The 14,564-nt window shown below is 50.5% G+C and carries 11 protein-coding genes; 8 read left to right on the top strand and 3 right to left on the bottom strand.

The window, feature by feature from the left end; genetic code table 11:
- Positions 1–186: 186 nt before the first annotated feature.
- Both AC50Y3_RS15050 and AC50Y3_RS15045 read right to left on the bottom strand, forming a co-directional pair.
- Positions 187–2,691, bottom strand: coding sequence for a flagellin N-terminal helical domain-containing protein (locus AC50Y3_RS15050; protein ID WP_494819531.1), 2,505 nt, complete (start codon positions 2,689–2,691; stop codon positions 187–189).
- A gap of 184 nt (positions 2,692–2,875) precedes the next feature.
- Entirely contained in the window at positions 2,876–3,049 is a 174-nt protein-coding gene (locus AC50Y3_RS15045) for a carbon storage regulator (protein ID WP_494819530.1), read from the bottom strand.
- 464 nt (positions 3,050–3,513) lie between these two features.
- Between AC50Y3_RS15045 and AC50Y3_RS15040 the strand changes: the two genes are divergently transcribed.
- From AC50Y3_RS15040 to AC50Y3_RS15020, 5 genes are all read left to right on the top strand, one after another.
- Entirely contained in the window at positions 3,514–5,331 is a 1,818-nt protein-coding gene (locus AC50Y3_RS15040; RefSeq protein ID WP_494819529.1) for an assimilatory sulfite reductase (NADPH) flavoprotein subunit, read from the top strand.
- A 35-nt stretch (positions 5,332–5,366) separates the two neighbouring features.
- Positions 5,367–7,088: an assimilatory sulfite reductase (NADPH) hemoprotein subunit gene (cysI, locus tag AC50Y3_RS15035; protein WP_494819528.1), complete on the top strand. Its 1,722-nt coding sequence runs from the start codon at positions 5,367–5,369 to the stop codon at positions 7,086–7,088.
- A gap of 184 nt (positions 7,089–7,272) precedes the next feature.
- Positions 7,273–7,890, top strand: coding sequence for a LytS/YhcK type 5TM receptor domain-containing protein (locus AC50Y3_RS15030; protein WP_494819527.1), 618 nt, complete (start codon positions 7,273–7,275; stop codon positions 7,888–7,890).
- A 187-nt stretch (positions 7,891–8,077) separates the two neighbouring features.
- Entirely contained in the window at positions 8,078–8,905 is an 828-nt protein-coding gene (locus AC50Y3_RS15025; RefSeq protein WP_494819526.1) for an alkaline phosphatase family protein, read from the top strand.
- Between the two features lie 4 nt (positions 8,906–8,909).
- Positions 8,910–9,761, top strand: coding sequence for an EamA family transporter (locus tag AC50Y3_RS15020; RefSeq protein WP_494819525.1), 852 nt, complete (start codon positions 8,910–8,912; stop codon positions 9,759–9,761).
- Between the two features lie 5 nt (positions 9,762–9,766).
- Here AC50Y3_RS15020 and AC50Y3_RS15015 read toward each other — a convergent pair whose 3' ends face one another.
- Entirely contained in the window at positions 9,767–10,546 is a 780-nt protein-coding gene (locus AC50Y3_RS15015; RefSeq protein ID WP_494819524.1) for a DeoR/GlpR family DNA-binding transcription regulator, read from the bottom strand.
- A gap of 130 nt (positions 10,547–10,676) precedes the next feature.
- Between AC50Y3_RS15015 and AC50Y3_RS15010 the strand changes: the two genes are divergently transcribed.
- From AC50Y3_RS15010 to hmpA, 3 genes are all read left to right on the top strand, one after another.
- Positions 10,677–11,549: an endonuclease/exonuclease/phosphatase family protein gene (locus AC50Y3_RS15010; RefSeq protein WP_494819523.1), complete on the top strand. Its 873-nt coding sequence runs from the start codon at positions 10,677–10,679 to the stop codon at positions 11,547–11,549.
- Between the two features lie 47 nt (positions 11,550–11,596).
- A complete protein-coding gene (locus AC50Y3_RS15005) occupies positions 11,597–13,180 on the top strand; it encodes a histidine kinase N-terminal 7TM domain-containing diguanylate cyclase (protein WP_494819522.1) in 1,584 nt (527 codons plus the stop codon).
- Positions 13,181–13,293: 113 nt separating this feature from the next.
- The gene (gene hmpA, locus AC50Y3_RS15000) at positions 13,294–14,562 is read left to right on the top strand and encodes an NO-inducible flavohemoprotein (RefSeq protein ID WP_494819644.1); all 1,269 of its coding nucleotides are present in this window, start codon (positions 13,294–13,296) and stop codon (positions 14,560–14,562) included.
- The last annotated feature ends 2 nt before the right edge of the window (positions 14,563–14,564 follow it).

Here is a 14,564-nt window from a genome sequence, read left to right as displayed (position 1 = left end):
CGCCCCTTTATGTAGATGTGATGGTGATAGGAATGATCATAAACCGTGTGGGCAATTATGTGATCTGACGAAAGTTATAGCGGCGGGAAGATGAGTAAATGAGCCGTATAACCAAAGTTATAGAGGACGGTAAAATAAAGAAAGAAGGGAGCTCTAGCCGCGCTAGAGCTCCCTTCTTTCTAATGATTAACGAAGCAATTGCAGTACGCCTTGCGGTTGTTGGTTAGCTTGTGCCAGCATCGCTTGAGCAGCTTGGGAAAGGATGTTGTTCTTCGTGAACTCCATCATTTCTTTGGCCATATCTACATCGCGGATACGGGATTCAGCAGCCGTCAGGTTCTCAGAAGATGTACCGAGGTTGTTGATTGTGTGCTCAAGTCTGTTTTGGTAAGCACCCAGTTTCGAGCGCGCTGTGGATACAGCACTGATTGCATCGTCAAGAACGGAAATCGCTGCAGATGCTTTGGAAGCTGTGCTCAGATCAAGCGAGTACTCTGTAGTCGACTCGTTTGTAACGGATGCTTTAGCTGTGAATGCAGCTACTTTACCGTTAGATGCCGTAATCGAAGAGTTAGCAGCCGTTCCGGTTACTTTCAGAGCTTTGGAACGCATATCGGCAATTTCAACAGCCAATGTTTGACCGCTGTTCGAACCGATTTGCATGGACAACGAATTGTCTACAACATCGTCCTCAAGCTTGAACGTCGTATTCGTGGAGTTCGTCAATGTAGCAGCATTCGTAGTCAGCGTTACACCGTTATCGAATGCAATCGTATCGCCGGCTTTACCTTTTTGAGTGTCGTACGTTGTTGTACCGCCATCATTAGTCAGCTCGAACGTATATTCCGTAACATTGGCATTAACACCGAAGAAGATGCTTCCGTTACCGGAAAGGTCTGCGCCGTCATACTCCAATTTAACATCGCGGCCCAAATCGATTACCGTGTTGTTAGCTGCTGCAGCGCTCAAGGAGTATTTCGCGCCATCAACTGCAGTACCATCGGCTTTTTGAAGCTCAGCCGTGTAGCCCGATGCGGTTTCAACATCGAAGGATACCGTATAGCTTGCACCGGAAGCTTTGCCTTGAAGAGCAGTAGTGCTGAGGTCAATCAGCGCACCCGATCCGCCGAAGGAAAGGTTCGTCAGTGCATTTGGCGAGCTAGCCAGTTGAAGCTCATTCACAACAGAGCTTGTTCCAATTTGGTTGCCGGAAACCGTTTCTTTCAGGCTAACTGTATATTGGCTTTGAACCGTAGTGGACAATGTGTTACCCGATACGAAGGAAGCACCTGTCGAAGTAAGGGTAATATCTGTACCGCCGCCATCGAGATCAAACGTAAGATCACCGGTCGTGTTGGAAGCGATAGTTGCTGTTGCGCTGTTAGCGCCTTGAGTAACTTTAACTTGATCTAGTGCAGCGCCGGAAGCAAGGCCGATTACTTGACCGTTATAAGTACCGTTATCATTAACAGCATCAGCAAGGTTCAAGCCGCCAATAATGGCATCGACATCGACATCGAATTGAACGCCGGCAACTTGAAGTGTTTTTGCACCATCGCCAGCTGCTCCGGAAATCGTAACTGTGCTAGTGTTAGTGCCATCGCTAAACGTAAATGTAATATCTGCAGTGGCGTCACCGCCATCGACTACGCCGATTGTCAACGTATTAGCAGTACCGTTGTTAATAAGTGCTGCTTGTGCAGAAGTTGCATTGGAAGCCATAGTGAAGTTGGAGATGACGCCAGCGGATTTAAGGGTACCGGCGCCGTTATCCGTAACTTTCGTAGCATCGATTGTTCTCGATGTTTCGATTGTATACGTACCGGAGTCAGTAGCGTTAGCCGTACCTGTTTTAATATCCAATCCGCTTCCGATGGAGGAGTAGATTTGGTTCTTCTGAACAGTAAGGGTGTGGTTCACATCATTCAACGATGAGTTGCTCTCAAGCGTGATTGCTGTGTTGCCGCTAGCCGTGTTCAGAATAGCGCCGGTATCTGTAGCTGCGCCATCCAGTTGTTTCGTGCTCTCCGCAGTGATCGCAATTTTGTATGCGCCGCCTGCCAGATCGACGGTGTCGCCAGCTGTTACGGATGCATCCGTAACGTTGGAGAGGATGGTTGTTTCGATTTGTGCTACGGTGTCGGAAGTAACTTTAACATCGAAAACACCTGTAGGAGCGGTTGATTTAGGATCAACTGTAATTGCAGTAATACCTGTTCCCAGCGTAGTTGTAGCTCCGCCGGTAAGTTTTCTGCCATCGCCGGTAACCGCAACATCGCCGTTCAAAATTTTTCTTGTATTGAACTCCGTTGTGTTACCGATACGGTTGATCTCGGAAGAAAGCTGGTTTACTTCTTCTTGGATCGCATCGCGGTCAGTTCCCGAGTTCGTATCATTGGCCGATTGGGTAGCCAATTCACGCATACGTTGAAGGATTGCGTGTGTTTCGCTTAGCGCGCCTTCGGCTGTTTGAATCAAAGAAATACCGTCTTGAGCGTTACGAGTAGCTTGATCCAAACCGCGGATCTGACCACGCATTTTCTCGGAGATTGCAAGACCTGCCGCATCGTCGCCTGCACGGTTAATACGTAGGCCGGACGACAGCTTCTCCAGGTTTTTGGACGAGTTCGCACCGTTAGCTCCCAATTGACGGGAAGTGTTAAGTGCCGCAAGGTTGTGATTAATTCTCATTGTTCATTACCTCCATGTGGTTGTGTTAAGAATGCCATCCATTTGCATTCTTGTAAGACAATAAAGCGTTGCTTCCAATTCGCTGCTGGGTCGCGCGCTGATCCAGCCAATGAATTGCAAGGCTCTCCCCCTATCGTCCCTGATTTAAACCACTCGTCCTTAAGTGGAAGGTCATGCATCTTCCTTACTGTTTGAGCTGCTTCTGCTGCTCTTCAACCAGTTCCCCGCGAACGATTGAAATATGTTTAGGTGCATCGATGGCTAACCGTAAGTGCCCCTCATCGCTCTTGACAACCTTCACCATAATGTTGTTGTCGATCATGATGTATTCCCCTGGTTTTCTCCCTAGTACGAGCATGCACTTCTCTCCTTAGAAGTTAGTAAAAAAAAAGATGAGCAAATACGTCGTTGCCCCTCTTCATCCTGAAGAATGACAATCGACTTATTTGCTCATCCATAAGTCTTATGATGTTCTGCTTTAAACCAAACAGCAAAAGGACGAGTAAATAGGCGGGCATCTATTCGGATCTTCTCCGGAATAAATACCATGCTTATTCACTCGTCCATGAGTGTAATATGAGATGCTTTACCCAATATATCGACAGCATATTTTTTTTTATTAGCGTTTTTTTGATGAAAATTGAATTTTTTTTAGCGGCCCCTCCCGAGCCTTGAAATGCGTTTATTGCAAAAGCTTATGAATGCTATAAAATCATCTGTCTTGTTACTATTGGCCGCACATGATACGTTAAAGGAATAAAGGTAAGTAATCGTACCAGAGTGAACGGAATATCCCATGGGAGAGCGAGGTGTGTAGGAAACATGTTTCAAGTAACAAACAGTCCATTTCAACAAGATCAGGTGGATTTGCTAAATCGATTAATGCCTACACTGACAGAAGGGCAGAAAATTTGGTTGAGCGGTTATCTATCGGCGATATCGGTTGCTGCGGTACAAGGGGCAACGACGACGGTGCAAGCACCGGCCCAGTCGACAAGTACACCGGCTATTTCTAAAGAAGTAACGGTGCTTTTCGGATCGCAGACAGGGAACAGTCACAAGCTGGCCAAGAAATTGTCCGGTAAACTGCAGGATCAGGGCTTCCAAGTGACCCAATCCTCCATGATTGATTTTAAGCCGAATGCACTGAAGAAGGTTCAAAATCTCTTCATCCTAGTGAGTACACACGGAGAAGGAGATCCACCGGATAATGCGATTTCATTCTATGAATTTCTGCACAGCAAGCGAGCGCCTCAATTAGAAGGATTGCCATTCTCGGTGCTGGCCCTAGGCGACACGTCATATGAATTCTTCTGCAAAACAGGCAGAGACTTCGATCAACGGCTGGAGGAGCTTGGCGGTAAACGCATTGCTCCGCGCGTTGACTGCGACGTTGATTTCGACGAAGCGGCGAACCAATGGATTGAGAGCGTTCTCGCTTCGCTGGGTCAGACTTCAGCTGCCGTTCAAGCACCGACGGCCGCTTCCGCATCCGTGGAAGGAATGGTCTCGGAATATTCAAGATCGAACCCTTTTCAAGCTGCCGTGCTTGAGAATTTAAACTTAAACGGACGCGGATCGGACCGGGAGACACGCCATCTGGAGATCTCTCTTGAAGATTCCGGCATCCACTACGAACCGGGCGACAGCTTGGGCGTCTATCCGCACAATCATCCCAGACTTGTCGATGAACTGATTGCGGCAATGGGATGGTCGCCGGAAGAACTTATTACGCTTCCTAAGCTTAATGAGGAGCGCTCACTAAGAGAGGCTCTGACAAGTTACTATGAAATTACAGTGCTGACTAAGCCGCTGCTTGAACAAATCGTTGCGCTTACGCCCGGAACCGGACTGGAAGAGCTTCTGGCCGCCGGTCAAGAGCAAGAGCTGAAAGCGTACATTAAAGGGCGAGATCTGTTAGACCTCGTACAGGATTACGATCTGGAAGGCGTGCCAGCGGATACCTTCGTATCGCTGCTAAGACGTATCCCGCCTAGACTGTATTCCATCGCCAGCAGTTCAAAGGCCTTTCCGGATGAAGTGCATTTGACCATCCGCAAGGTACATTACACTGCATCAGGAAGAGTGCGGTATGGCGTGTGCTCGACCTATGTGTCAGAGCGTCTTGAGCCGGGGCAATCCGTATCGGTATTTGTGCAGGACAATCCGAATTTCAAGCTTCCGGCCAATCCGGAAACGCCAATTATTATGATCGGGCCGGGCACAGGCGTCGCTCCGTTCCGTGCATTCCTGGGCGAACGCGAAGAGAATGGCGCAGAGGGCAAGACGTGGTTGTTCTATGGGGATCAGCATTTCGCATCGGACTTCCTCTATCAAGTGGAATGGCAGCGCTGGCTGAAGGAAGGCGTGTTGACGCGCATGGATGTTGCATTCTCACGGGATACAGCAGAGAAGGTCTACGTGCAGCACCGCATGCTGGAGAAAAGCAAAGAGCTGTATCAGTGGTTGGAAGAAGGGGCTGCCGTCTATATCTGCGGAGACGAGAAGAAGATGGCGCATGACGTGCAAGCGGCATTGATCACCATCCTGAAGCAGGAAGGCTCCCTCAGCCAAGAAGAAGCGGAAGCGTACCTGATGAAGATGCAGCAGGATAAACGTTATCAACGGGACGTCTACTAATCAGGGAGATCCAAGAGAGCGAGGGAGGCAGAGACATGTCGGATAATAATCTACTATCAGCAAACAGTGCACCGCATAGCGACGTGGAAGATATTAAACGCAGAAGCGATTATCTGCGGGGAACGTTAGAGGAAACGCTGCAGGATCGGATTACGGGCTCCATTTCCGAGGACGATAACCGATTAATGAAGTTTCACGGCAGCTACATGCAGGATGACCGCGATGTGCGCAATGAGCGGAACAAGCAGAAGCTTGAACCCGCCTATCAGTTTATGGTTCGCGTACGGGCTGCAGGCGGTATCGTAACACCGGAGCAATGGCTCATGATGGACCGAATTGCACAGCGTCATGCCAATGGCACGATTCGTTTAACGACGCGGCAGTCATTCCAACTGCACGGCGTTATTAAGTGGAATATGAAATCCGTTATTCAGGAAGTCAATGAAGAGCTGCTAAGCACGCTGGCAGCATGCGGCGATGTAAACCGCAATGTAATGTGTAACCCGAATCCCTATCAATCCGAGGTTCATGAGCAAGTACAGGAATGGGCGCAGAAGGTGAGCAGTCATCTGGATCCGCATACTCGCGCTTATCATGAGCTTTGGCTGAATGAGGAGAAAGTGGTCGACAGCCGAGACGGCGTGGAGCAGGAGCCGATTTACGGACCGGTTTACTTGCCGCGGAAGTTCAAGATCGGTATTGCCGTTCCGCCGGCTAACGAAGTCGATGTTTTCTCGCAAGATCTGGGCTACATCGCGATTCACGAAAATGGTCGTTTATTAGGGTTTAACGTCGCAGTAGGCGGCGGCATGGGCATGTCTCACGGAGATCCGAAGACGTACCCGCAAGTAGCGCGCGTAATTGGCTTCATTACGCCGGAGCAGGCGGTGGATCTGGCGGAGAAAACGGTCATGATCCAACGGGATTATGGGGATCGTGCAGTACGTAAGCATGCCCGGTTCAAGTACACGATCGACGATCGTGGTATTGAGTGGTTTATTGAAGAGCTGCAGCTGCGACTGGGCTGGAAGCTGGAAGAAGCACGCCCTTATCATTTTGATCATAATGGGGATCGTTACGGCTGGGTGAAGGGAAGCAACAACAAGTGGCATTATACGTTGTTCATTCAGAATGGCCGGGTGAAGGACGAGGACGGCTACCAGCTCATGACTTGTTTGCGCGAGATTGCCAAGATTCATACGGGGGATTTCCGCCTTACGCCGAACCAGAATTTGATTATCGGCAATATAACGAGCCAGAAGAAGAAGAAAATAGAGCAGCTTATTGAAACCTACGGACTGACAGATGGGGCGGAATACTCTGCCCTGCGGAGAAATGCGATGGCTTGCGTAGCGTTGCCGACTTGCGGTCTGGCTATGGCGGAGTCGGAGCGTTATATGCCTTCCCTGCTGGATAAGCTTGAATTGATACTGGATGAAGCAGGCCTGCGCGACGAGGAAATCGTCATTCGCATGACCGGCTGTCCGAACGGCTGCGCGCGCCCTGCGCTCGCGGAAATCTCGTTCATCGGTAAAGCACCGGGCAAGTACAACATGTACTTGGGCGGCGGGCATTCCGGTAACCGGCTCAACAAGCTGTATCGCGAGAATATCGGCGAAACTGAAATTCTGAATGAGCTGAGACCGATCTTGCTCCATTATGCGAAAGAGCGGAATGAAGGCGAGCATTTCGGCGACTTCTGTATCCGCAGCGAGTATGTAAAAGAAGTGGTTTCGGGTCTGGATTTTCACGCCTAACTAGCTTGTTTCATGGAATGTTTCTGGTGACGGTCGCCTTGTGCGACCGTTTTTTGTTGAAATCACCTCTACTAATGTCTTTGAAAAGGGATTTGTCTGTTTTTGTCGAATGAGTATATTCTATTCATGAACATAGTGACATCGGAGATAGAATTATGGGACAACTAGGAGCCAGTGACAACCAATGACCCCGTTTATTCGTGATTTAATCGTGAACACCTCGATTCTTTTTGTAGTTACTTTTCTAACGGGACAGTTGTTTACCAGGTTTGGAAAAGTACGAAAACCCTCTTGGCGATTTCAGTTGAATGTTGGCGTATTGCATGGGTTATTTGGTATTATTCTGATCTTCTCAGGTATTCATGTGCAATCGAATGTCGTGCTTGATGTGCGCAATATTGCTTTATTTATGTCTGCCCTATATGGCGGCCCGTTAGCAATAGCTGTCACAAGTGCAATTACGGTGTTATTCCGAACGATACAAGATCCTTCCGCGTTCGTGGTGCTGCTCATCGTGACAGGATGTCTATCCATCGGAAGCGCGATTATCGCCGCGAGGGTGCGCTCGTATGCGCTTAAGTGGACCTTTTTTCTCATCTATTTGGAAGTTTTCTTCTTCGTCGATTTCTATATCGTTTTTCATCTTCCCTTCCTGTCGAAAGTGGCCCCTTACCTGCTGATTAACCTATTCAGCGGGATATTGGCCGCCTATCTGCTTCACTATTTCCGGCGTAATCGCAGCTTAAACCCCGACTACACTCGAATACTTGCTGAACATTTTCAAAGAAGGCTTCTTGGGTAAATAAATTCATTACTGTGATGAGAAGAGCCTCCGCTGCGCGCGAAGGCTCTTTTTTATGAGTTCGATTTAGGTTATCTATTCATTAATGTGCTTTTAGTTGAATTTAGTTGTTTTATATTGAAATTACTTGGCAGTTTGAGTATGCTTAAGGAGAACTACATTCCATATTCATACAGGGGGATCAACCATGGGAGCCATTAAGCGGGTCGTCATTATCGGTTGGGATGGAGCAGGGAATTTCGTACAGGCTGCGGCAACACCTCATTTAGATCGTTTGATTAGCAAGGGAGCTGTTACATTCGAAGCGCAAACCGCTTCTCCGACCATCAGCGCGGAGTGTTGGGGGGCGCTAATGCATGGTGTAAGCCCGAATAAACACGGATTAACGAACTCGAAGGCGGAGAAGCAGCTATTCCCCGAAGATTCACCGTACCCTTCGATTTTTCGAATTGCCCGCGAAGCTGACCCGAGTGCCAAGCTCGCCTCATTCAGCGCTTGGGAGCCTATTAATTATGGCATCATTGAACCGAATATCGGGGTACATAAAGTCTCTATGCCCGATCGCGAGATTGCCTTGGCAACGGCTGACTATATAAGGAATCATTCCGATTTTAAGCTGCTCTACGTGCATTTGGATTTACCGGATATGGCCGGCCATAAGCATGGCTATAATACGCCCGAACAGCTGCGCTACATCGAAGAGACGGATGCCAATACAGGCGTCATCTTGGATGCACTGGAGCAAGTGAATGCGCTTGAAGACAGTCTCATCATTGTCGTATCCGATCATGGCGGGGGCGGAGAAGTCGACACGGACCACGGCAGCGACCATCCACTGGACAAAACGATTTTCTGGGCAGCGGCCGGCCCGGGCATTGAGCCTGGAACTACCATTACGGAGCCGATTGCCATTGCGGACACGGCTGCCGTTGCAGCCTATGCACTGGGGCTTGCGGCACCTGAATCATGGGAAGCGAAGCTGCCTCTGCGTGTATTCGGCACAGCAGTAGAATAGCAGCATGTTAGTATTCGCTGTTTTCCTAGTGCTGTTCTCCGGACTCACGCATGCCGTATGGAATCTGTTTGCCAAACGAAGCTTGAACAAGGGGGCTTTCTTATGGATGATTCTCCTTCCATCGACAATCTTCTTGATTCCGCTCGTTGCGAGCCGGCTATTAAGCAAGGCGCTGCCATGGCAGGCTTATGCGCTTATTCTGTTAACGATGACGATTCAAGGCTGCTATGCCTTCCTGCTGACCAAAGCGTATGATCTGGGGGATTTGTCGCAAATGTATCCGATCATGAGGGGAACGGCAACGCTGCTCGTTCCAACGATCGGCGTGGCTTTTCTGGGGGAATCGTTGTCCGTATGGGGCTGGATTGGCATCCTGTGCATGATCGTCAGCTTCTTCAAAATCAGTGATTGGTCGTTTCGCAGGAGCAAGAGGGAGCGGTCATTTAAACCGATTCTCGTAGCGTTCGGGGTGGGATTATGTACAACCTGCTATGTATTCGTGGATAAAGTGACGCTCGGCTATTTATCGCCGCCGGAGCTGCTCTGTCTAGGCAATCTGGGCTTCTTGCTGGCATTAACGCCTGCGGTGCTGCGTTCAGGACAATGGAAGGACGAGCTGCAGGCCAATTGGAGAGTCATCCTCATGGGTGCTGTCCTCTCGCCGGGCTCCTACTTGTTATTCTTATTTGCGATGAATCTGGCGCCGATGGCTCACATCTCGCCAATTCGAGAGATCGGGACGGTCTTCGCCACCTTGCTTGGCATCATGGTGCTGAAGGAGCAGCAAGGGATGAAGCGAATCGCATCATCCGCTGCGATTGCGTCCGCGATCGTAGTCATCAGCGTATTCGGATAGGCAGGTTAAGGGGTAATCCACCGTAACGGGTGTTTGGCGAGGGCTTCATCCCAATCTGCAGGCGGGGCTTGATTACACAGGATATACGTTACTTCCTCAAGATCGCCGAGCTTATACGGGAACCGATGCCCAAGCTTCGTATAATCGGCCGTTACAATGACCTCAGTTGCATGGGCAATCGCCTTGCGCGATACGGCGGACTTGCTGTCATCCATACTGGTAAGACCGGCTTCGGCATGGATGCCGTCAACGGAAATAAACGCTTTATCGATATAATAATGGCCAAGAGCCGCTTCGGTCATCGATCCTGCGCAGCGGGCATGCCGAGCGCTGATTTCCCCGCCGAGAAACAAGATTCGACCATCGAAATGCCCTTGATTCTGCTGTTCCATCAACAAGGTGGCAGCGGGGAACGAATGGGTCAGCACCGTTAAACCGGTTTGGGTCAAATGCGGAATGACCGTCAGCAGCGTCGTTCCTTCATCGAGAAAGATCACTTCCCCATCACGAATGAGGCCGGCCGCTTGCCGGCCTATTTGATTTTTCTCCTCGCGTTTGAGCGTCATTCGCTCCAAATAAGGCGGTTCTTCGAAGCTGACGGAAGGTTTGACCGCCCCTCCGTATACTTTCTTCAGTTTGGCCTGCCCCTCCAGCTCATCCAGATATCTGCGCACCGTTTCCTTCGACACGTCAAAAAGCTGCACCAATTCCGATGAAGACACATTACCGTTTAATTCGAGCAGTTCGAGTATTTTCTGTTTGCGTTCCTCGCCGATTAGGGACATCGTTTCAAGTTACCTCCAGGCCAAGTGACTGTACTAAGTGTCATTTTAGCAGAAAAACCGCCATGAAGTTCTGCCGTATTTCCAAATCCGACGCGATTCGTTAAAATAATCGAAAAGGGGAGATATAAGCATGATGCAAACGACAACGGATATGATTAAAATCATGACATTCAACACCTGGCTGGGCGGCGAGGCCGTTCATGACGGTGTAAATAAGATTGCCCGAGCCGTAGAATTGTCCGGTGCGGATATTGTAGGATTTCAGGAAACGCCGGACCCGGGTAAAGCAGTAGCGGAGAAGCTGGGCTGGCATTATTATCAGAACCAAGAAGGCCGGGCGAACTGCAGCATTATTAGCAAATATCCCATTATCGAAGCGGACCACGTCGACGGGATGAGCGCGGTCCTCACTCACATTCAGCTGCCTTCCGGACAAGTCATTCTTGTCGCCGATGCACATTTGTATTACGATCCTTACGGTCCGTATTGGGCTTTGTTCGATAGCAAGCCGGTTGACGAGATTATAGCGATGGAACAAGAAGCCCGCGGAAGAGAGCTGGCGCTGGTTCTGCGTGATCTTGCACCTCATTTGGCATCGGACATGCCGCTGTTCCTCATGGGGGACTTCAATGCCCCTTCCCATCTGGATTGGGGCGATGATACCAAATCGCAGCATGGCGGTTATGTCGTGCGATGGCCGGTCAGCGCAATGGCGGAAGAGGCGGGGTTGCAGGATTCTTATCGTATCGTACATCCCGATCCGGTAACTACGCCCGGTCTTACGTGGTCGACCGTCCATACGCCGGAGCATCCATGGGGTGATAATCCGCATGAGCCGCAAGACCGCATTGATTTTATTTATTATCATGGTTCCCGCGTGCAGGTTGTAAGCTCCGAAGTGTTTGTCGTTGGCGAGCCGAAGGGGTTTGGCAATCATGAGGATAATGAATGGCCGTCGGATCACGCGGCGGTAGTGTCAACCTTCCAAATCGCAACGCCGTAAAATGATATTAGGGAATCGCTCAGATTCCGAGTGGAGTGCATAGGGGAATGGGAACGCCATATTCGGCTATTCTAACGTTAATCGTTACGGCCGGCGTCATTAATGTCATTATGGGGATTTACATATTAACGAACCGTGCGAAGCAGTCCATGTCGAAGACATTTGTCGCGCACTGTTTGCTGTCTGCGGTTTATATATTCGGCTCGGCCTTGGAGCTGTCCGCTGGTTCGCTGGATGAGATTACCTTCTGGATCAAGGTGGAGTACATTGGGATGCCGTTCCTACCGCCGATCAATCTGCTGCTCATCATGTATTTTCTCGGTATGGATCGCTATCTGAAGCCCGCTCTGCGCATGGGATTGTTCGTCATGCCGCTAGTGACCGTCGCGCTTGTCATGTCGAATGAGATGCATCATCTCTACTATCGGTCCATCACGATAAGGCCGGAATTAGGGTTCTTGAAGGTCGATCTGAACGCAGGGCCTTGGTACATTATCCAAGGGGCTTATACATTTGGGTGTATGTTCGGCGGCGTTGCGCTGCTGCTGCTGTACTGGAGCCGTATGAAATCGGCTTACCGGCTGCAGCATATTACGATGCTGATAGGACTGCTGCTGCCGCTCGCGGGTGATTTTGCGTACCTCGGCAATTTGACGCCGCAGGGGATTGACCCGATTCCGGTCATAATGGCAGGCACATCCGCACTGTATATGTGGGCACTGGCTTCGAGGGGGTTAATGAACGTGGCGCCGATTGCGCGGGACAATCTCTTCGAGAGTATGAGTGACGGCGTACTCGTACTGGATATGAATAATCGGCTGGTCGATTTCAATCCGGCCGCGGCGCAGGTCATGCCTCAGTTATCCACGTATTCACTTGGCCGATCGATCGAGCCATTATGGCGTGAGCATACAGACAGTACGCTAATTGAAGAGACGGAATCTCAGAGTTCGCAAGAAACGTTGTGGGAGAAGGACGGCCAGTCCTACTACTACGATATTCGAGCTTCCGTCGTCAGGAAGAAGGGCGGCCAGGAAACGGGCAAGCTAATCGTGCTTATCGATGTTTCGGAGCGTGTTCGGCTGCAGCAGCGACTGCATGAGCTTGCTTTTCACGATGGCCTTACGGGGATTTATAATCGGACGCATTTCTTGCAGCTGAGTGAGAAGCTTCTGGCAAACTCGTTGTCGAGCGGGGAACCGCTTGCACTGCTGCTGTTCGATATCGATCATTTCAAACGGATTAATGACACGTATGGGCATGATGTCGGTGACCGCGCGCTCCTTCATGTAGTCAGCGTATGCCGCAGCGTGCTGCGAACGGAAGATGTATTCGCCCGTTATGGCGGGGAGGAGTTCGTAGTGATGATGCCAAGCCTGTCGCTGGCAGAAGCGGAAGCCGCGGCGCATCGCATCCGTAATGAGCTGGTTCATCAGCCGATGGCGTTATCGGCAGGGCCGAATGGATTGCTAGCTGTAACGGCGAGCTTTGGCGTTGCCGTCGTGAGCGGCGAAGCAGCAGGCTGGGACGATATGAAGCAGCTGCTGAAGGCTGCGGACCGGGCATTATATGAGGCCAAGCATGCGGAGCGTAATACGGTGCGTGTTGCGAACCAATCTATCATGGTATAGCTGTCCGTATTTTCACTGATCGTTGCGAATTCCTGTGATTGCAATCACATCGCCTGCGAGAGGCCTCCTTGTATACTTGGATTATTCCAAGTGACGAAAGCGAGGAAACCGCCATGCTTAGCAAGCAGACGATCCAAATTATTCAATCGACCGTTCCCGTATTAGAGGTTCACGGCACGTCCATTACGAAGCGGTTTTATCACCTGTTGTTTACCGCTCATCCTGAGCTGCTTCATATATTCAATCATGCGAATCAAACCAAAGGCAGGCAGCAGGCGGCGCTAGCCAACGCGGTCTATGCGGCAGCGCTTCATATCGATAAGCTGGAGATGATTCTGCCGGTTGTCAAGCAAATCGCCCATAAACACCGGAGCCTCGGCGTGAAAGCGGAGCATTACCCCATCGTCGGACAAATGCTGCTGACCGCGATTAAAGATGTGCTTGGCGATGCGGCAACGGAAGAGATTTTGGAAGCCTGGGCGGAAGCCTACGGAATCATCGCGAATGTCTTTATAGAGACGGAAGCTGAAATGTACAAGCAGGCCGAGCAGCAAAATGGCGGATGGGCGGACTATCGGGCATTTCGTGTGCAGCGAAAGGTGCGAGAGAGCGACGTCATCACCTCGTTCTATCTGGAACCGGAGGATGGAGGCGCGCTTCCTGCTTTTGAACCGGGGCAGTATGTGAGCGTGAAGGTGCAAATACCCGGAGAGACGTACACGCATATTCGCCAGTACAGCTTATCGGGTGCACCGGGTAAATCGTATTATCGGATTTCGGTCAAACGCGAGGACGCGTTCCCGAACAGACCCGCAGGGAAGGTATCCACGTACTTGCATGAGCAGATCAACCCAGCGGATGTGCTGTGGCTGTCGGCGCCGGCGGGCCACTTTACGCTAGATCTCGCGGATACCAGACCTGTCGTCTTCATTAGCGGAGGTGTCGGGTTAACGCCGCTAGTTAGTATGCTTTCCACCTTGAAGGAGCGCCATTCCGATCGTCCGGTTACCTTTATTCATGCCGCGCAGAATGCCAATGTCCATGCCTTGCGCTCTGAAGTGGAGGAGATTGCAGCTCGTGCTCCGCAGGTTTCGTTATATTGGTGCTACAATAAGCCAACAGATGAGGACCGAGCCGCGCAAGCCTTTCACAAAGAAGGCTACATCGACCTGCCTTGGCTCCAAAACGTCGTCTCGACTAAGGATGCGGGTTTCTACTTCTGCGGCCCGGAACCGTTTATGAGAATGGTGTACGGCCTCTTGAAGGAGTGGGGTGTTGCTTCGGAAGATATTCATTATGAATTCTTCGGACCTAGCGGCAGCCTCGATAGCACGCCGGAAGCGAAGGCCCAGCCGCAGGAAGCAGCTCCGGCCCAAGGGTAGGG

This window comes from Paenibacillus sp. J22R98 (assembly GCF_059383835.1).
Note: the sequence above shows the minus strand (reverse complement) of the source record. Positions and strands in the feature narration are given on the sequence as shown.

Excerpts from the sequence above, each read along its gene's own strand:
- AC50Y3_RS15050 (WP_494819531.1), bottom strand. The coding sequence starts at position 2,691 with ATGAGAATTAATCACAACCTTGCGGCACTTAACACTTCCCGTCAATTG.
- AC50Y3_RS15045 (WP_494819530.1), bottom strand. The coding sequence starts at position 3,049 with ATGCTCGTACTAGGGAGAAAACCAGGGGAATACATCATGATCGACAAC.
- AC50Y3_RS15040 (WP_494819529.1), top strand. The coding sequence starts at position 3,514 with ATGTTTCAAGTAACAAACAGTCCATTTCAACAAGATCAGGTGGATTTG.
- cysI (WP_494819528.1), top strand. The coding sequence starts at position 5,367 with ATGTCGGATAATAATCTACTATCAGCAAACAGTGCACCGCATAGCGAC.
- AC50Y3_RS15030 (WP_494819527.1), top strand. The coding sequence starts at position 7,273 with ATGACCCCGTTTATTCGTGATTTAATCGTGAACACCTCGATTCTTTTT.
- AC50Y3_RS15025 (WP_494819526.1), top strand. The coding sequence starts at position 8,078 with ATGGGAGCCATTAAGCGGGTCGTCATTATCGGTTGGGATGGAGCAGGG.
- AC50Y3_RS15020 (WP_494819525.1), top strand. The coding sequence starts at position 8,910 with ATGTTAGTATTCGCTGTTTTCCTAGTGCTGTTCTCCGGACTCACGCAT.
- AC50Y3_RS15015 (WP_494819524.1), bottom strand. The coding sequence starts at position 10,546 with ATGTCCCTAATCGGCGAGGAACGCAAACAGAAAATACTCGAACTGCTC.
- AC50Y3_RS15010 (WP_494819523.1), top strand. The coding sequence starts at position 10,677 with ATGATGCAAACGACAACGGATATGATTAAAATCATGACATTCAACACC.
- AC50Y3_RS15005 (WP_494819522.1), top strand. The coding sequence starts at position 11,597 with ATGGGAACGCCATATTCGGCTATTCTAACGTTAATCGTTACGGCCGGC.
- hmpA (WP_494819644.1), top strand. The coding sequence starts at position 13,294 with ATGCTTAGCAAGCAGACGATCCAAATTATTCAATCGACCGTTCCCGTA.